Here is an 18675-nt window from a genome sequence, read left to right on the forward strand (position 1 = left end):
TATAGACAGCGCAATTAAGTTTTAGTTACACTTTAAAATCTTGAATTTACTAGGTGTATTTATATGCGACTGGGCCGTAAAGGTTGGAACAACGTTATAATATTTTCGATGTTGATTATGATCTTCTTTTTAAATGGCTGGCATAAGCAATTTTTAGGAGGTGAGGATAAACAAGCGTTACAAGCTGTACTCCCCCAGCAAAGTTTTGTACTGACACTGCAATTTGTTGATCAAAAAATTGAGCGAATAGGAACAAGTTGGCGTACAACACCACTACAAAAAGATATACCGCTCGTGTGGAAAGCGTCTGAGCAGCAGCTTAGTGATTTAGTTAACCAATGGCAAAGCGCGGCGTTAATGGGGGTTAATGAGTCTGTTGTTTTTAATCCTAATGCGCCTTTATACGTTGCTACATTTGAGTTAGCTGGCGAAAGTATGCCGTGGGTTTATTTGCTCTACAAAGGCGATGGTCAATATTATTTACTCGAAAAGAGAAGCCAGCGAATACTCGCACTCGATTTAAAAACTGCTCAGCAGTTATTCCCTAGTTTTGATTTTTCACAAAGTGAGTCTAATTAATGCCTGAATTACCAGAGGTAGAAGTGAGCCGAATGGGCATCACTCCCCACGTACAAAACCAAGTTGTTACAAAGGTAAATATTTACAATGCCAGTATGCGCTGGCCAGTGCCCGATGACGTGTATCAACTTGAAGGGCTAATTGTTACAAGTATTGAACGACGAGCTAAATATTTACTTTTACATTGTGAGCTTGGGAGCACTATTTTACATTTGGGTATGTCAGGTAATTTGCGTGTAGTAGATAAAAGTGAGCCGCTTAAAAAGCATGACCATGTAGAGTTTATTTTTGGCAACGGTAAAGCACTGCGCTTAAACGATCCTCGTCGTTTTGGTTGTTGCTTATGGCAAGAGCCCGGTGAAGTGCATAAGCTACTCTCTAAGCTTGGTCCTGAGCCGCTTACCGATGATTTTTTTGCTAAACGCGTGTACGAACAATCGCGCAATAAAAAAGTACCGGTAAAGCAATTTATTATGGATAACGCAGTGGTGGTTGGTGTTGGTAATATTTACGCGAATGAATCGTTATTTAAAGCGGGTATACATCCAAAGCGAGAAGCGGGAAAAGTATCGCTCAAACGTTATCAAGCACTTATCCCTATTATAAAAGACACACTTGCAGCGGCTATTACACAAGGTGGTACAACGCTTAAAGACTTTGCACAAAGTGATGGTAAGCCTGGGTATTTTGCTCAAGAGTTATTAGTATATGGGCGCAAAGGCAAGCCATGTATGACGTGCGAAAACGAATTGGAAGAAATTAGATTGGGGCAGCGCAGTACTATTTTTTGCTCAAATTGCCAAAAGTAGTTATTTGAATTTTACCGACTCTAAATTTAATGAGATTTAAGGGCCAGCTTTAAAAGCGGGCCCTTTATTTTAAAGCTCGAACGGTGCTACACCGACTGCTTTCATTTTATATCCTACCTGCGCTATTTCGCCCGACCATGTTTCTGTGCTTATTATTCCGGTTACAACGATTGCGTCGTACAGACTATCTATAGGCACACCACCTTTAATCGTTACATGGACTATTTGATTTGGCGGTGGTGGTGGTACGTGTATACAGGCGCCAAAATAAGGCACGAGTAAAAACTCAGTAATGACTTCGCTATCGCCCTCAAGTGGCACAACAAAACCTGGCAAACTTACCGATTGACCATCAAGCGCTTTTACCACAGGAGCATCTAAATCGGGTTGCACCCAGTTTTGATCGCTGCCTTCGTGATTAGCTTGTGCTTGAGTGTCTATTTGCATATGACCTTTGGGAATTAAGTCTTCCCAAAAAATTTCTTTTGGTGGATTGGCACAGCTCGCTACGCTTATAAATAATAAGCTAATAGCAGCAATGTATTGAAAAGCTGTTTTAAAAAATGTCATAAAATACCTAAAAATTATGCTTTTATACTCATGCCATCGCTGAGTGAATAAAAATAAGCGCGAGTAGCGGGTATTAAGCCAATAACAAAACCTGCGGCCATAATAACCCCGATTAAGCCCAGTTCATAGTAAGAGAGCATTGTGATATTTACGCTTATACCGGCATGGCTTTGTAAGTAACCGCCGGCTGAAAAAATAACTAAATAGTAAAGTGCACTACCCACTAGGCAACCAAGTAAAGTTGTCAGTAATGATTCAATACTTATAAGTGTAAATAAATGCCAAGGGCGAGCGCCTACTGAGCGCAATATAGCAAGTTCGCGACGTCGCTGACTTAAATTTGCAAGCAATGTCGTTAACATGCCAAGTAGGCTAACTAACACGACAACAGCTGAGAATAGTAATAGTATTTTTTCTACTATGGCGAGCATTTCCCATAGCTCTTTAAGTGTTACGGTTGGCATAATGCCAAGCAGGGCTTCTGGCTTATATTGATTTATATTGCGCCTAATTTGTAATGTGTACAAAGGCGAATTAAATCCCATTAAAAATGCTGTAATTTGCTTAGGGTGACCAACTAGGTTGTTATCTTCGTCATGCTCATGCTCATGCTCATGCTCAAGGCTCGCCTTACCGCCGTGAATTAAATCGATTGCAGCCAAAGGAATATGTAGCGTTTTATCAACTGGCGTGCCTGTTGGGTTTAAAATGCCGACGACTTTAAATGGGTTATCGTCATGATGATGAAAACTGGTGTTCCCCATGCCGTGCGATATAACAATAGAGTCGTTAAGTTTATAACCTAATTTATTAGCGACTTCACTACCTAGCACTACTTCGTTAATTGCGGCAAAAGGGCGGCCTTTGTTAAAGGTTAGGTTTTGTTTTTTTGCAAAGCGATAATGGCTAAAGTAATCAAGTGTTGTGCCTAGTACCGCTTGGCCTTTATGGCTGTCGCCTAGGCTTATAGGTATGCTCCATTTTACGCCTCGCTGACTTGTTATGTATTTATAACTTTTCCAACTTACGCCGTTATTAGTATGACCAATTCTAAATACTGACGAAAGCAGCAACTGTATATCGCCGGTACGCGCACCAACAATTAAATCAGTGCCCGAAATAGTATTACTAAAACTACTTTTAGCATCAATTCGTACACGTTCAATACTCAAAAGTAGCATTACACTAATTGCGATAGTAAATAATGTAAGCAGTACACTTGCGCGGCGATTTAATAAGCTTTTGTAAGCAAGTTTAGCGATGATCATACCTGCTCCTGCAAATTTATAAGGTCAATGGAGCGGTTAAATAAAGGCTTTAGTGTTTCATCGTGGCTCACAAATACCAGCGTACTATTAGATAACTTTGCTTGTTCAAACAGTAGCTTTATAAAGCTTTCACGGTTATTTGTATCGAGTGCAGATGTGGGCTCATCAGCAATTATTAATTCAGGGCTGCCTATAAATGCGCGAGCGGCAGCAACGCGCTGTTGCTGTCCAATGCTCAGTGTCGCTACATCTTTATGGTGATACTGGGCTGTAAGGCCTAAAGCATTTAATAACCGTATCGCTTCTTTTTGTAAGGCAGAGTTTTTATTTGATGATTGCTTTAATATTTTTTGTTTTCGACTTTTTGAAAACTCACACCCAAGCGTTATATTTTCAATAGGAGTTAAATAAGGAAGCAGGTTAAAGTTTTGAAAAATGTAGCCAATGTGATCCGCTCTAAAAACATCACGGGTGGTATTGCTTAATGTAGTTAGGTTTTGGTTTAAAATTGATACCTCACCGCTAGTGGCTGTATTAATGCCAGCAAGAATCGCTAATAAGGTCGATTTACCTGAGCCACTAGGACCGTGTAAAAAAATATGCTCACCTTTTTCTATAACTAACTCTTTTATGTTGAGCGTGGGTGAGCTATCGCTTTTATGCCACTTAAAAGTTACATTTTTGAGGTTGATCATTACTTTATTTTACCATTTCCAATAATTAAGCTTTTTACGCATTTTAAAGTTTCTTATTACATTAAGTGGTTTTGGCTTTAGTTTTTCGTTACTTTGCAAAAATTCATTAGCTGCATTTAATACGCGCTGGCTAGATTGACCATCGGTATACGGATGAAGTTCCTGGCAATAGCTTTCAATATTTTTCATAAGTGTTTTAGGGTACGTGAAAGCCTGCTCTAAGGCTTCTTCAACTTTATTGGGGTCTGTAACATTAAGTAAGTGTTCCGCAGGAGCATTATTACAAAAGGTGACCACAGGTTTTCGTTGAACTAAAAACATTAAAAGTACTGATGATGTATCGCATAACATAACATCGGCTGATTTTAATAAAGGGACTACGTCGTCGGTCTCAATAAACGTTAAATTTTGATTGCTTAATGCCTTATATTTGCTCACCAATTCAGTTGGCATTTTTGGATGAAATTGCATTAAAATTCGCCATTTTCCGGTTTCACTAAAATGTTTTATTTGCTCATATAGCTTTGGTGCAAGCGATAGTCGCTTTGAAAATGTAGAGCAAATTAATAAGGTTGGTCGGGTGTCTGATTTATTTGTATAAGGCGTTTCGGTGATGCCATCAAATAGTCGGTCAAGAGCAGGCCAGCCAGTTTCTGTTACCTTGAAATAGCCTAGTTTTCTTTGTAAGGCTTTAAATGGGATTGTTGTATTTGGGCCTTGTGTACAATACAGGTCGAAACAACCTCTAGCTTTAAGATGATCGTTATTCCCTTTTTTATCTAGCTTACCTGCATCAAAGCCATGAAACACACCTACTTTGATACCAGGGAAAAAAGTGGGTATTAAATTAGCCGGTGCAAACGTTGCATCGGGTTTCCATTCGTGAATATCTTCTATTGTATTAAGCCGTTTTTCTTCTTTTTTTAAAAAATTAGGATTGACTGCCACACCTTGTAAAAACCAGCGCACTTCACCACCATTAGCTAATATTGCAGCCTGAATGGGCCTCAAAATAGCATATGAATAATTTTGAGAAATATACATTAAGTATTTTTTATTTTTAGTGGCAGTTAAGTAGTTCAAGCTATCTCCTCAGGCTGATTAGCACATTAAGTTTACCCCATTGCGAGTCGCTTATAAATATATGCCTTTATTTGTTTTAAGCATCCGATTGAGCTTTGAGGTTGGCTAGATTATTATACAGCCCATATAACCCCATACCATACTTTGCTCAAAGAGCATCCCTAACCCCGGAGATAGCATGACTAGCTATAAAGTTTTAGACGTAAACGATGATTTACCCATTCGTACCAAAGGTGAAGTACACAGCGGTAAAGTTCGTTCAGTTTATTGGTTAACTGATGAAGACAGCGCTCGATTAATTAAAGATAAAGGCTATCAAGTACCGACTGGTACTGAGCTTGCGATTATGGTTATTTCAGACCGAATTTCTGCATTTGATTGCATTTGGCAAGGCGAAAACGGTTTAAATGGCGTACCAGGTAAAGGTATAGCGCTAAACTCAGTGGCAGCCCATTGGTTTAAGTTATTTGATAAAGCGGGTCTTGCGGGCAATCATATTGTAGATATTCCGCATCCGTATGTGTGGATTGTACGTAAAGCCAGTACAGTAAAGGTAGAGGCAATTGCTCGCCAATATATTACGGGTAGCATGTGGCGCGATTACGCTAAAGGCATACGTAACTTTTGTGGTATTGAATTAACAGAGGGTTTAAAAGCGAACCAAAAGCTTGATAACGTTTTAATTACGCCGTCAACAAAAGGTATTATTGAAGGCGTTGCTGATATTCCACCTGTTGATGATGTAAATATTACTCGCGCTAATATTACTAATAATTTAGACGTATTTAACTTTAAATCGGCAGATGATGTAACCAAATACGAGAAACTGTTAGTTGAAGGTTTTAAATTAATTAGTGATGAACTAGCGAAGCTTGACCAAATTTTTGTAGATACTAAGTTTGAGTTTGGTTATGTAGAGGATTTAAATGGTGCGCAACAGCTTATATATATTGATGAAGTAGGCACGCCTGATTCGTCACGTATTTGGGATGAAGCTGCTTACAAAGGTGGTAAAATTGTTGAAAACTCTAAAGAAGGCTTTCGTCAATTGCTGATTAATAACGTGCCAGAGAGCGACGTATTATTAAATAAAGATCGCATGAGTGAGCGTGAGCAGTTAGCTAAAGATTATATTTTACCAGAATCAGTAATGCTTGAAGTGTCAAATACCTATGTTGGCATAGCGAGTAAAATTGTTGGCAGAGATATCGTGATCCCTGAAGATCCTCGTCAAGAAGTTATTACTATTTTAGATAACGATTACGGATTAATTGTTAAATAACAGCACTTAAGTGCTAATAAAGCCAGTAACTAAATCTTTATTTTTAGTTACTGGGCTATAATTCTTGCAATTAGTGCTCGTCTCTAATTAACTTAACCTAACATTAATGTTTAGGTATTGTTATGTTTGAACGGGCATTGCAAAAGTTTGCTAAAAGTCATTACTTTTTAGCTATAGGTTTGTTTTTTAGTCAGTTTGCTTTAAGTGCAAATATTGAACTAGTAATAGAAGATCAACACGGCCAAAAGTTATCAGGTGCTGTGGTTGAGCTAAATATTGCTGGTAAACAAGCCACACCATCAAATTTGCCCATTGCTATAATGGATCAAGTCCATAAGCAGTTTTTACCCGAATTATTAGTTGTACAACAGGGTCAAAAAGTTAACTTTCCTAACAGCGATAATATTCGCCATCATGTTTATTCTTTTTCACAAGCTAAGCCTTTTCAACTAAGATTATATTCAGGCCAACCAAAAGAGCCCATTACGTTTGAGCAACAAGGGGTTGTTGTTTTGGGGTGTAATATACATGACTCTATGGTTGGCTATATTTATGTAGCTAACAGCGAATTCGTATATAAAACAGATAAAAAAGGCTATGTAAATTTGCCTATTAATACACTGCCTGCACAAGTGAGTGTATGGCATCCATTACAAACAGCACCATTGGAGAATAAAAAAATGATAACAATTAATTCTCAAAAACAGTTACAGATAACAGTAAACACATCAACTCCAGCACCTAGAAATACCTTTGGTAGTAAGTTTAAGGCTGGTAATGACTAATAGTTTACGAAATCGCATAACCATTTTATGTGTTGGCTTAGTGTTATTAACCACTATGGTCAGCTTGTTTAGTTTTTGGTGGTCTACGAGTAAGTTTCAAGAAGAAAAAGTAAATCAAGATATTACCGTAGCGCAAAACGTTTATAAGCAATATTTAAAGTCAAAAGAAAGCCTACTGTTAACCGCTGCAAAAGTACTCACCTCCGATTTTGGTTTTAAGCAAGCTGTAGCAACGCGAGATGCAGGTACAATCAGCAGCGTGTTGTTTAATCACAGTCAGCGTATTGATGCCGAATTAATGTTGTTACTTGATTTATCGGGTAAGCTAATTTCCGCTAATACTGACGAAGACGTTTTTGCACACAACTTAAAGCCCTTGATGGAAGAGCTTTTAAGTGCGCCAGAAGAGTCTAGCTTTGTGGTGCTTAATAACGAGCTGTATCAAGTTATTTTATTACCTGTAAAAGCGCCACGTACAGTGGCCTATAGTTTGGTGGGTTTTAAAATTGATGACAATGTAGCCCATGAACTAAAAAGCTTAACAGGTATGGATGTAAGTTTTATAGGCAGTGCTGACGATATTGTTATTAGCTCATTAGCTAATCGTCCTGAGCAATTTGAACCTGTTAGCTATTTTAGTATCGTAACCACATCGCGGTTTTTTGGTGAGTATTTAGTGTATCGTAACCGAGAAATAGATTTACCATCGTTGTTGACCCATCCCATAATTATTTTACTGAGTGCCGATTTAACTCAAAGTTATAGTGACTTCGAAAAACTGCTTTTTACACTTATTATTTTAGCTATTTTAACTATGTTTGTAGGTGTTATTACGAGCAGCATATTTGCAAATAATTTAACTACGCCACTTACTCAACTAGCTGTAATAGCAAGGCAATTTGCACAAGGTAATTATGCATTTGAATTCAAAGGGCGAAGGCAAAGTACCGAAATAGACACGCTAGTCGCAGCGTTTGATAGCATGGGTAATGATATTAATCAGCGCGAGCAACAAATTAGCTTTCAAGCCAGACACGACTCCTTAACAGGCTTTTATAACCGCTCAGCCATGCTTGAGGTGCTTGATGATGAGTTAGATTCATCAGCCGAGTACACGCTCGTTGCAATAGACATAAAAGGGCTTCGCCATATAAACGATAAGCTCGGTCCGCGTATTGGTGATGACTGCCTAAAGGCCGTTGCTTGCAGAATAAGTGAGTTTTCGGATGAGTTAGGGGGCTTTCATGCCCGTATTGGCGGCGATGAGTTTTTAACTGTGTTTCCGACTGCTGCAGCGCGCGAACACAAAAGTGGTATTGTCGGCTTAATGGCACAATTACAAGCGTGCTACACCATTCAAAAACTAAAAATTAATTTACGCTTTAGTGCAGGCATTGTGCAGTATCCTACACAAGGTATTGCAAGTGATGACTTAATGCGCCGTGTGCTAATTGCAGTTGAAAGTGCTGCAAACACACAAGAGAGCATACATTATTATCAAAATGGCGAAGACGAAGCGCACTTAGAACGCTTAATAATGCTTGATGAATTAAAGCAGGCTATTAGTGATGACGATGGTCAATTGTTTATGACTTATCAGCCAAAATTACATTTGAAATCACAAAAAATAGATAAAGTTGAGTCGCTTATTCGCTGGCAGCGAAAAGATGGTAGCTGGGTCAATCCTGAACTGTTTATTGACTTAGCTGAGCAGTCGGGGCTTATTGTTGAACTTACTGGGTGGGTTGTTAATACGGTTGTAGCACAAGTAGCTGATTGGCAGTCTAAAAATATAAACTTACAAGCTGCAATAAATGTATCTGCGCAAGATATAGCATTTCCAGGCTTTCATGCAGCATTAGTTCGTACGCTTAAAAAGTACAAAGTAGATTCTAAGCTGATCACTATTGAGCTTACTGAGCGCGATATGATCGAAAACGAAGAAAAAGGTATTAAAGCGCTCGAAAACCTAAAGGCAATTGGCGTTAAAATATCATTAGATGATTATGGTGTAGGGCAAACATCACTTGGTAGATTAAAAATGCTGCCTATTGATGAGCTTAAGCTAGATAAGTGTTTTATCCTAAAACTTGATGAATCGCAAAAAGATCAATTTATAGTGCAATCATCAATTACGTTGGGGCATCAGCTAGGGTTCTCGGTTGTAGCTGAAGGGGTTGAAACGCTTGGCTCATTAAATTTACTTAGAGGCATGCAGTGCGACCATGCACAAGGCTATTACTTAAGTAGGCCTTTAAAAGCAGAACTATTAGAAGAATGGCTGGAGGAATACTATGCAAAAAATTAAATACTTATTAGCAAGTTTGTTTTTAATAGTTAGTGTGCCGAGCATTGCAAGCAATGGAAAACTGCTAGCTACGCCGGGAGTTTCTCAACTTGAAGGCAGTGGCGGCGGGGGGATTGTACCGTGGGCACAACTTGCTGGGTACGCAAGTGATGATGAGTTTTCGGTAAATGGCTTTTGTAGCCGCGCAGATGTAACCGACTACACACTTGACGTATGTGGTGCACAACTTAATTTATTTAATCGTGTTGAACTTAGTTATGCCCAACAGCGCTTTGATGTACCAGCACTTGATGCTGAAATAGAGCAATCAATTACAGGTGCTAAAATACGTTTGTACGGCGATATTGTTTACAGTGATTGGCCACAGCTTAGCTTAGGAATTCAGTATAAATCACTGGATGATGGCAGTATTGCAATACTTGTAGGTGCAGAAGATACCAGCGGCACTGACTACTACCTCGCTGCTAGTAAATTACATTTAGGGGCTATTGCTGGCTATAACTGGTTTTGGAACGTAACTACACGATACAGTGAAGCTAATCAACTTGGTTTACTTGGTTACGGTGGAGAAAGTACTAGCGGAAAAATATTATTTGAAGGCAGCACAGCACTATTTTTTAGTCGCGAAATAGCCGTAGGTGTTGAGTATCGTCAAAAATCAAATAACTTAAACTTAGGTGAACAAGATTGGAAAGACTTATTTGTAGCGTGGATGCCTAACAAGCATGTGAGTGTGACAGCGGCTTACCTTGATTTAGGAAGCATTGCAGGGGCTGACGATCAAACAGGTTGGTATTTATCGGTAACAGGGTATTGGTAATGAAAAGCGTTGGTATTTTTTTGATTTGTTTAGGGTTGCTTAGTGGGTGTGCAAATTCTACTAAGCTCTCACTTTATCAAAAGCTGGATGGTAAAGCGGGGATAGGCAGGATTGTTGATAGCTTTATCTATCAAATAGGCAATGACGAGCAGATAATTCATTACTTTGAACACAGTAATATAGCGCATTTCCGCCAAGGATTTATTAATCATATGTGCATGTTAGTAGAGGGCCCGTGTACATACGATGGCGACTCTATGGTGGCAATTCATACTGGTATGCATATTACAGAGAAAGATTTTAATCATGTTGTTGATTTGCTTATAAATGCAATGAATGAGCAAGATGTTAGCCATAGCTTACAAAACGATATTCTTTCTAGAATGGCGCCACTTCGTGATGAAATCATAAAAATGTAATCACTTTGTTTTTGTTATGCTCCTTTCAAGGTAGAATATAAAGAAAAAATAATAGTGATCCTATATGAATATAATTTTTGATACACAAAGCCTTTACTATCTCCCTCAGTATATCCCTGTATATAAAGAATTATGTAGAAATGGCATCAAAAGTAAATTTGTATTTTATAAAAATAGCCATGAACATTTAATTCAGCGTGTTATAGATGACTATGACTTAGAGCACATCTGGGTTAACGAACAACAACAATCAATTGCTTATTACGAAAATGAAAAAGCTGATTGGGTTTTTTTTGCTAACTCTTTTTGTTACCTAGACCGCTTACATAAAGTATCTAAAAGCGCTCAGCTTGGACACGGAATAGGCCCTAAATCAAGTTACTATACTAAGTCTAGTCAAGCAATGACGGTTAGGTTTGTTGAAGGTCAGTACAGGCTAAACCGTTTAAAATCAATGTATCCAAATGATGAATTTGTTGATGTAGGCTTTTGCAAATTAGACCCTATTTTCAATAAGGAAAAAATTGACGGCACGTTAGAATTAACTAACTTTGATAATAAAAAACAAACTATTTTATACGCTCCTACATTTTATCCAAGCAGCTTAGAGTTATTTCCTGAAAATTGGCCGGAACATTTTGGCGATTATAACATCTTAATAAAACCTCATTACTTTTCTATTAGTAAAGAGCGTTATAAAAAACACTTGAAATTGCTAGATCATTGGTCAACGTATCCCAATGTATATTTAGCAAAAGTAGAAGATTATTCGCTAGTGCCTTTTTTAGATAAAGCAGATTTATTGATTAGTGATGCATCTTCAGCTTTATTTGAATTTGCTCTGTTAAACAAGCCGGTCATTTGGTGCGATTTTTTGAAGTTGCGATGGGGATACAAAGGAATATTTTCATATCGTTTTAAAAAGCGAATGGATCAAGATTATGGTGAGTATGCGAATGTTGCTATACACGCCAAAAAATATAAAAACCTTAAAAAGTTAGTTGAACAACAACTGGCTGAACCAGAAAGCTTAGCTAATATTAGATTGTCTTTGTCAGAAAAGTTAGCGGGTAAAATGGACGGTAAGGCAAGTAATAGAATTGTTCAATATTTAATGAAAAATAAGTAACTATTACAAAAGTATTTGGATGTAATCGAACTACTAAAAGGATTTATAAACTCTAAATTATAATTAGGCTTTAGAAATGAAAAAAATTGGATATACAACGGGTGTTTTTGACTTATTCCACATAGGTCATTTAAATATTCTGAAAAGAGCCAAATTAGAGTGTGATTACTTAATTGTGGGTATTACTACCGATGAGTTAAGCAAGTCAGCTAAAAATAAAGAGCCAGTGATTCCTTTTCAGGAGCGTATGGAAATAGTTGAAGCAATAAAATTTGTTGATGAAGTTGTTCCTCAGGTTAATTATGACAAAGGAGAAGCCTGGAACAACTTAAAATTTGATAAAATGTTCGTGGGTGATGATTGGAAGGGCACCGATAAGTGGAACCAAATAGAAGCTGACTTTAAAAAGTTTAATGTTGAGATATGTTATTTCTCTTATACCTCTCATACATCTAGTACAAAATTAAGAAACGTCTTAGACAAAATATGTAGTGCTAAATAGTTAATGAAAAACCTAATTAGCTGTCAGCAATTACACGAGCAACTCCACAACCCTGCATTAGTGATATTTGATGCAGGTATGCTGCGCCCAGGTGTTTTGGGTACTTATTCGCCGCAAGCAATGCTGCCTAACGCTAAACGTTTTGATATAAAAAACGAATTGGCCGATAGATCTAACCCCTTACCAAGTACGGTATGCAGCGAGCAGCAGTTTACCCACGTGATGCAAAATGCAGGTGTAAATAACGATTCGTTTATAGTTGTATACGAAGATGGCGGTTTATTTAGCGCGGCAAGGGCGTGGTGGATGTTTAAAGCTATGGGGCACCACAACGTAAAAGTACTCAGTGGTGGCCTTAAAAAGTGGTTAGAGAGCGGTTACGCCACACAGCAAGGTTATAGCAAATCGTTAGGTAAAGGTGATTTTACGGCAAGCTATAATTCTGAGTATTTTATCAATAGCCAACAAGTGGTTGACGCAATTGATGAGCCCAGCACTGTATTGCTAGATGCACGTGCTTATAAGCGTTTTACAGGCGAAGAAAGTGAACCCCGAAAAGGCATGCGTAGCGGGCATATCCCAAATAGTTGCTCGTTGCCTTTTATGGATTTACTTAATAAAGGTGAAGCTAAACCACTTGCCGAAATTAAAGCGATATTTAGTGACGTAATCGGTGATGCGCGGCAGTTACAGTTTAGCTGTGGATCAGGTATTACAGCCTGTGTTTTAGCGTTATTTGCTACTGAATGTGGTTACAGTAATTTAAGCGTTTATGATGGCTCGTGGAGTGAGTGGGGTGCAAGTGATTCATTACCCATCGCCACAGGAGAAAAGTAGATGTGTTGTGGGTTTAGAGCTTGCTCACGTTAAAGCCGCAGCGACTCTAAACCTCTTTGTGAATAACAGTATTTAAAAATACTACTCACAAGGAGAAGTGAAAGAGATGAAAATGAGAAGGTAAAAACCAATGTTTGGTCGTAGTTGTATTAAATAGCTTTTACTTTCTAAAACCATAAGGGCAGTTTTTACAACCATTTTTGCAGCACGAACCACGCTTTAAAAAAAACCACTTACTAAATATCATGTAACCACTTTGCATGGTGTAGTCGAGCCCTTCAATTAAATTGTCGTTACCTCTATATTGCTTTGCAAAGTCTATTTGGGTTTTAATAGGTTGTGTATAAACACCCTCTAAAAAAGTATTTATTTTATTCAGCGTGCACTTGCGGCATAAACAACTTGTTGCTGTGATATCAAGCGGTAAAATAGCCGGCAGCTCATTGCACCAACACGCTGATATATCGTCTACATTACACGTTAAAGTACTGTGGCATTGAGTGCAGTTAAGTTCAGTCATTATAATTCTTTTTAGTAACAGTGAGCCAAGAATAACAAATATTATGAATACACAAAAAGCATTAGCTGAATTTATTACATTTGGTGAGCAAAGGGACGAAGCTATATCGGTTATCGTTTCAAGCCCTGCTGATAGCAATAAAACTCATTATACTCTCTCAACCGAGGTTTTAATTGATGTGCTGAAACGCTGTTTAAGTAACGAAATAGACTTAGATGATTTAGAGCTTTGGGCAAACGTAATTGAATCGCGAGATGACATTGATTGTGCTGAGCACGAAGGTTTTATTTATGCTCTCAGTAATAGCGAGCAAATGGGAGAGCTTAATCATCAAAAGCTTGCTCAAATAGTTGCGTTAGTAAAAGTTTGATTTGTTTAAAAAGCGAGGTGTAAAACCTCACCTACAAAAAAACCGCACTTCAATTGAATGCGGTTTTTTAAATTGAAGATAATCGTTTTAAGCGATTATTTATGATATCCCAAGCACGTTTCTACTTCGTTTTTAGAACCTAAAATAACAGCTACTCGCTGGTGGATAGCATCAGGCTGAATATCCATAATACGCTCGGTACCGGTTGATGCGATACCGCCAGCTTGCTCTACTAACATAGCCATTGGATTTGCTTCGTAAAGTAGGCGTAATTTATTTGGCTTTTTAGGATCTTTGGTGTCGGTAGGGTAAGTAAACAAACCACCACGGCTAAGCACGCGATGCACATCGCCCACCATTGCTGCAATCCAGCGCATATTAAAGTTTTTAGCGCGCGGGCCTGTATCGCCTGCTAGCAAATCATTGATATAGTTTTGCATAGCTGGCTGCCAATGGCGTTGGTTAGACGTATTAATGGCAAATTCGTTTGTATCAGCAGGGATTTCGGCAAAATCTTGTGTAAGTAAAAAGCTGCCTTGTGTTTTATCAAGGGTAAACATGCGCGTGCCTTTACCTGTAGTCAGCGCAAGCATTGTTGACGGACCGTAAAGCACGTAACCTGCAGCAACTTGCTTATGGCCGGGCTGCATAAATATGCTTTGATCAGCAGCGTCAGAACCTGCAGGCGCTTCCATAATAGAAAATATAGTACCCACAAGTGAGTTAATATCGGTATTTGACGAGCCATCGAGTGGGTCAAATGCCACTATAAATTTAGCGTCTGGGTTACCTGCTACTGTGTAGTCTTCTTCTTCAGACGCGATTGCTTTAACCGTACCTGATTCCAGTAAAATATCTTTTAACAGCTGATTAGATAATACATCGAGCTTTTTTTGAGTTTCACCTTGAATGTTTTCATCAAGGGTTGAGCCTAATACGCCAGAAAGCGCGCCTTGACCAACGCGAAACGAAATTTCTTTACATGCCGCTAAAATTGTTCGAATTAATGATAAAAGTTCTCTTGAACAACCATCTTCAAGTAATACTGGAGGGAGTCTACGCATTCTATTTTCCTGATAACGTGTTAAAACCAATCATAATGTGAGAGAGATTAGCTTAGAGCGCTGAAATTCGTCTTAAATAACTGTATTGTTTAAATAGCACCCTATAATGGGACCACCTAATCGTACTTAAAACACAAATAACAAAGATAAGATTATGAAAAAAATACCACTACTAAGTTACATATTCTTTACTGTGCTGTGCTCTATCATAACTCAAGCGCACGCAGCAATTAAGTCAATTGATGAATTTACTACGCAAATGAATCATTTTCCGGGCTATTATTCGTTTTTTTACGATACCCAAAACGGAAAAGTATATTTAAAAGTTGATAAGTTTGAACAACAATTTTTACTGCAGCAAAGCTTGCCTTACGGTATTGGCTCTAACGACATAGGCCTTGATAGAGGTCAGCTTGGTAATACTCACCTTGTGCAGTTTGAGCGTTTTGGCGACAAAGTAATGCTACGCGCTGTAAATACTTACTATCGTGCTAATACAAGTAACAAGGCTGAACAGCAAAGTATTAAAGAAGCGTTTGCATCAAGTATACTTGCTGGTTTTAAAGTAGTCGCAGAAGATAAAGCCACAGCACTTATTGATTACACGCCTTATTTATTAAGTGATGTACACGGTGTAAGTCGCACGCTTGCTGCACGTAAGCAAGGCAACTTTAGCCTTGATGAATCACGTAGCGCCGTTTATATGAATCGCTCAAAAGCATTTGTAAAAAACACCGAGCTTGAAGCCGTACTTACATTTAAGGGCACAAAACCAGGTGAATTTGTTCGCCAAGTAAGTGCCGACCCATATGCGCTTACTGTTCATATGCATCATTCACTTATTCAATTACCAGATGATAACTACACACCTCGTAAGTTTAATCCGCAATCAGGTTTTTGGAGTATAGAACATAAAGATTACGCAGCGCCGCTTGGTGAGTCTATGTATGTGCGTTATATACCGCGTCATCGTCTAACTAAAAAGGACTCAAGTTTACCTATTAGTGAACCTGTTAAACCAATTGTTTATTACCTTGATCCTGGCGTTCCAGAGCCCGTTAAAAGCGCTTTGCTTGAAGGTGGAAAATGGTGGAACGACGCATTCACTGCTGCAGGATATAAAAATGCATTTATAGTAAAAGTGTTGCCAAGTAGTGCCGACCCTATGGATATTCGTTACAACGTCATTCAATGGGTACACCGTGCAACGCGTGGTTGGTCATACGGAAGTTCTGTAATCGACCCACGTACAGGTGAAATACTTAAAGGGCATGTAACACTTGGCTCATTGCGTGTTCGCCAAGATATTTTAATAGCTGAAGCACTCGCTGCTCCTTATTTAAAAGGCAATGAAGTTGCTAAAAACTTGCAAGCAATGGCGCTTGATCGTATTCGCCAATTAAGTGCGCATGAAATTGGTCACACGTTAGGTATTGCTCATAACTTTGCGGCATCGGTAGGTGATAGAGCTTCTGTAATGGATTACCCACATCCGCTACTTAGTTTTAATGAACAAGGTAAGCTTGATGTAACGCGCGGGTATGCAACAGGCATGGGCGTATGGGATACCCAAGTAATTAAATATGGCTATAGCGATTTTACTAACCAAGATGAAAGCGCAGAACTCGCTGCTATTTTAAAAGAGAACAAAACTAAAGGCCTTGAGTTTATATCAGATAGCGACGCTCGTGCTAAAGGTGGCGCACATCCAACCGCTCATTTATGGGATAACGGCACTAATCCTTCGCAGGAGCTTTTACGAGTACTCGACGTACGTAAAAAAGCGCTTTCGCAGTTTGGTATTAATAATATTAAAACGGGCGATTCATTATCGCAATTAGAGGAAAAACTAGTTCCGCTTTATCTGTTTCACCGTTTTCAGGTTGAGGCTGCGGTGAAGCTTATAGCCGGTGTTGATTACGAATACGAAACACGCAGTGACTCACCCGTAAAAGGTGCGCAAGTGGTTGATAAAAAAATGCAACAAGAAGCGGTAAACGCTATTTTTGCAACGCTTAAGCCAAGTAACTTATTACTTCCTGAATCGGTACTATCACTTATTCCACCAAAAGCATACGGCGAGTCTAAGTCGCGCGAGAGCATAGTTGGGCGCACAGGGTTAACGCTCGATGCAATGGCATTACCCGAGGTTGCAGTGCAGCACAGCTTGTCGCTTTTATTAAACGCACAACGTTTAAACCGCCTAGCGCAGCAGCAAGCACGTAGTAATGACTTTTATAGTTTAGATGAGTTACTTGAGGAGCTATATGGCCAAGTGTTTAACGCGTCATCACCTAATACAATAACAGGTAAAATAACTCAGCGCGTGCAATTTTTAACTGCAAAAGCCATGGCTGATTTAGTAGCAAGCGATAGTGCAAGCCCTGAAGTGCAAGCGCAGTTACGTTACTACTTAGTTAAATTGAGTGAAGACTTTAACCAAAACTCAATGCTGAGCCATACAAGTACTGGCGAGAGTGCGTTTAAGCAATATTTAGCTGAGCAAGTAAATCAGTTTTTAATTAAAGGGCAATGGCCAAACAACTTTAAAGTGCTGCCAATCCCACCGGGCTCACCAATTTAGAATAAAAAGTAGAAGCGCTTATTTTAAATCAATCATAAAGCAAAACACCGAGTATATTTATACTCGGTGTTATTTTATTCTAAAAACGAATACGTACTCTAAGACTTTATTTGCACTAAATCGTAATCGGCCATACCAGGTACTATTGCCTGTAAGCGAGATTCGGTTACATCGAGTGCATTTAAACATTCGCAATACTCAGAAGCCTTAAGCTCTAATTGATGTGCCTTTTTTTGTAGCGATTTATCAATTTCTCTTGAGATAATATCCATGCGTTGCCCCATGTCGTTAATGCGATCTTCTATATTACCTTCACGCGATTTAAACGCATCTCCAAGTGATACCAAAATAGCACCTAACGATCCATGCACAGCAGAGTGAATTTGCTGGCTGATCTCTTTAGTAAAAAAATCATCTATTTGCGAAAGTGATTGAGGGGCTATAAAAAAGAAGTCATCTCCGCGCTTAAACTTATCCATTAGCGCGCGCTCTACATACTGCAATTGTGTTTTAAGTACTTCAGGTTCTTTGTCTGACATACCTTCAACTACGTGTTCAATAGCGCTTAAACCTAAGTTAACACCATCGGTAGCAAGGTTTACTAATTCGGGGACTGTGTGGCGAATACCATTACTAAACTGTTCGAGTACTTTGCTTTCGTCATCGCTTAAATCAACCCAATAACCGCGAATAAACAGTTGGTTATTGTTATTAATTTGGACACGAGTTTGGCCTTTATCTAATATGCGAATTGCATCGTCAGTAATAATTAAACCATGACGTAATTCAACATCGCATTGGGCTTGAGCAAAGACACTAGTGCTTGAGAGCGCCATGGATAACGCCAATATCGAACGAGATAGAAACGCCATAAACACCTCAAAAAGACTAAAATGGAAGGCGAGTAGGTTAACAAAAAAACAACTTTATGCAAGGGAAAATAAACCTATCAACTATCTCACAGAATAGTTGTATAGAGTGCAGCTTGAGTTTTTAGATACGGTTATGTTGGGCAAAATCAACAGTCCAACAAAGGGCTTAATATATAGCT

General features: G+C 38.7%; 19 protein-coding genes. 12 read left to right on the forward strand and 7 right to left on the reverse strand.

What is annotated here, in order from left to right; genetic code table 11:
- Positions 1-63: 63 nt before the first annotated feature.
- Entirely contained in the window at positions 64-579 is a 516-nt protein-coding gene (locus QT16_RS10020; RefSeq protein ID WP_039488290.1) for a hypothetical protein, read from the forward strand.
- Positions 579-1388 carry a bifunctional DNA-formamidopyrimidine glycosylase/DNA-(apurinic or apyrimidinic site) lyase gene (gene mutM / locus QT16_RS10025; RefSeq protein ID WP_004335526.1) on the forward strand — a complete coding sequence of 270 codons (810 nt, stop codon included), beginning with the start codon at positions 579-581 and terminating at the stop codon, positions 1386-1388. The genes QT16_RS10020 and mutM overlap by 1 nt, the downstream gene beginning before the upstream one ends.
- A gap of 69 nt (positions 1389-1457) precedes the next feature.
- On the opposite strand, the gene QT16_RS10030 is transcribed toward mutM, so the two are convergent.
- From QT16_RS10030 to QT16_RS10045, 4 genes are read right to left on the reverse strand one after another with little or no spacing between them, the layout of a single operon-like run.
- On the reverse strand, positions 1458-1958 hold the full coding sequence (locus QT16_RS10030; protein WP_039488291.1) for a DUF3299 domain-containing protein: 501 nt from the start codon (positions 1956-1958) through the stop codon (positions 1458-1460).
- Between the two features lie 14 nt (positions 1959-1972).
- Positions 1973-3226, reverse strand: a complete 1254-nt coding sequence (locus QT16_RS10035; RefSeq protein WP_039488292.1) for an ABC transporter permease — start codon at positions 3224-3226, stop codon at positions 1973-1975.
- Positions 3223-3921: an ABC transporter ATP-binding protein gene (locus QT16_RS10040; protein WP_039488293.1), complete on the reverse strand. Its 699-nt coding sequence runs from the start codon at positions 3919-3921 to the stop codon at positions 3223-3225. Before QT16_RS10040 ends, QT16_RS10035 begins: the two co-directional genes overlap by 4 nt.
- Before the next feature lie 9 nt (positions 3922-3930).
- On the reverse strand, positions 3931-5004 hold the full coding sequence (locus QT16_RS10045; protein WP_004335515.1) for a CDP-glycerol glycerophosphotransferase family protein: 1074 nt from the start codon (positions 5002-5004) through the stop codon (positions 3931-3933).
- Positions 5005-5182: 178 nt separating this feature from the next.
- Here QT16_RS10045 and QT16_RS10050 point away from each other — a divergent pair, with 178 nt between their 5' ends.
- The 8 genes from QT16_RS10050 (at position 5183) to QT16_RS10085 (ending at position 13086) form a co-directional block, all read left to right on the forward strand.
- The gene (locus QT16_RS10050) at positions 5183-6286 is read left to right on the forward strand and encodes a phosphoribosylaminoimidazolesuccinocarboxamide synthase (RefSeq protein WP_039488294.1); all 1104 of its coding nucleotides are present in this window, start codon (positions 5183-5185) and stop codon (positions 6284-6286) included.
- Between the two features lie 122 nt (positions 6287-6408).
- Positions 6409-7071, forward strand: a complete 663-nt coding sequence (locus QT16_RS10055; protein ID WP_004335512.1) for a methylamine utilization protein — start codon at positions 6409-6411, stop codon at positions 7069-7071.
- On the forward strand, positions 7064-9379 hold the full coding sequence (locus tag QT16_RS10060) for a bifunctional diguanylate cyclase/phosphodiesterase (protein WP_039488295.1): 2316 nt from the start codon (positions 7064-7066) through the stop codon (positions 9377-9379). The genes QT16_RS10055 and QT16_RS10060 overlap by 8 nt, the downstream gene beginning before the upstream one ends.
- Positions 9366-10199, forward strand: coding sequence for a DUF3034 family protein (locus QT16_RS10065; RefSeq protein ID WP_039488296.1), 834 nt, complete (start codon positions 9366-9368; stop codon positions 10197-10199). Before QT16_RS10060 ends, QT16_RS10065 begins: the two co-directional genes overlap by 14 nt.
- The gene (locus tag QT16_RS10070) at positions 10199-10618 is read left to right on the forward strand and encodes a group I truncated hemoglobin (RefSeq protein WP_024597015.1); all 420 of its coding nucleotides are present in this window, start codon (positions 10199-10201) and stop codon (positions 10616-10618) included. Before QT16_RS10065 ends, QT16_RS10070 begins: the two co-directional genes overlap by 1 nt.
- Before the next feature lie 64 nt (positions 10619-10682).
- Positions 10683-11747 carry a CDP-glycerol glycerophosphotransferase family protein gene (locus QT16_RS10075; RefSeq protein ID WP_039488297.1) on the forward strand — a complete coding sequence of 355 codons (1065 nt, stop codon included), beginning with the start codon at positions 10683-10685 and terminating at the stop codon, positions 11745-11747.
- 76 nt (positions 11748-11823) lie between these two features.
- A complete protein-coding gene (locus QT16_RS10080) occupies positions 11824-12249 on the forward strand; it encodes an FAD synthase family protein (RefSeq protein ID WP_039488298.1) in 426 nt (141 codons plus the stop codon).
- Between the two features lie 3 nt (positions 12250-12252).
- Positions 12253-13086 (forward strand): sulfurtransferase, encoded by an 834-nt coding sequence (locus QT16_RS10085; RefSeq protein WP_039488299.1) that lies wholly within the window; start codon positions 12253-12255, stop codon positions 13084-13086.
- Positions 13087-13246: 160 nt separating this feature from the next.
- Here the strand turns inward: QT16_RS10085 and QT16_RS10090 are convergent, their stop codons facing one another.
- The gene (locus QT16_RS10090) at positions 13247-13606 is read right to left on the reverse strand and encodes a DUF5522 domain-containing protein (RefSeq protein WP_004335496.1); all 360 of its coding nucleotides are present in this window, start codon (positions 13604-13606) and stop codon (positions 13247-13249) included.
- A gap of 43 nt (positions 13607-13649) precedes the next feature.
- Here QT16_RS10090 and QT16_RS10095 point away from each other — a divergent pair, with 43 nt between their 5' ends.
- Positions 13650-13976 (forward strand): hypothetical protein, encoded by a 327-nt coding sequence (locus QT16_RS10095; RefSeq protein ID WP_039488300.1) that lies wholly within the window; start codon positions 13650-13652, stop codon positions 13974-13976.
- A gap of 95 nt (positions 13977-14071) precedes the next feature.
- Here QT16_RS10095 and QT16_RS10100 read toward each other — a convergent pair whose 3' ends face one another.
- Positions 14072-15040 carry a class 1 fructose-bisphosphatase gene (locus QT16_RS10100; protein WP_039488301.1) on the reverse strand — a complete coding sequence of 323 codons (969 nt, stop codon included), beginning with the start codon at positions 15038-15040 and terminating at the stop codon, positions 14072-14074.
- Positions 15041-15194: 154 nt separating this feature from the next.
- On the opposite strand from QT16_RS10100, the gene QT16_RS10105 reads away from it, so the two are divergent.
- Positions 15195-17624 (forward strand): zinc-dependent metalloprotease, encoded by a 2430-nt coding sequence (locus QT16_RS10105; RefSeq protein WP_039488302.1) that lies wholly within the window; start codon positions 15195-15197, stop codon positions 17622-17624.
- A gap of 98 nt (positions 17625-17722) precedes the next feature.
- On the opposite strand, the gene QT16_RS10110 is transcribed toward QT16_RS10105, so the two are convergent.
- Positions 17723-18496, reverse strand: a complete 774-nt coding sequence (locus tag QT16_RS10110; protein WP_024595182.1) for a YggN family protein — start codon at positions 18494-18496, stop codon at positions 17723-17725.
- Positions 18497-18675: the final 179 nt, after the last annotated feature.

The organism is Pseudoalteromonas distincta, from assembly GCF_000814675.1.
In the GTDB taxonomy this organism is placed as follows: domain Bacteria; phylum Pseudomonadota; class Gammaproteobacteria; order Enterobacterales; family Alteromonadaceae; genus Pseudoalteromonas; species Pseudoalteromonas distincta.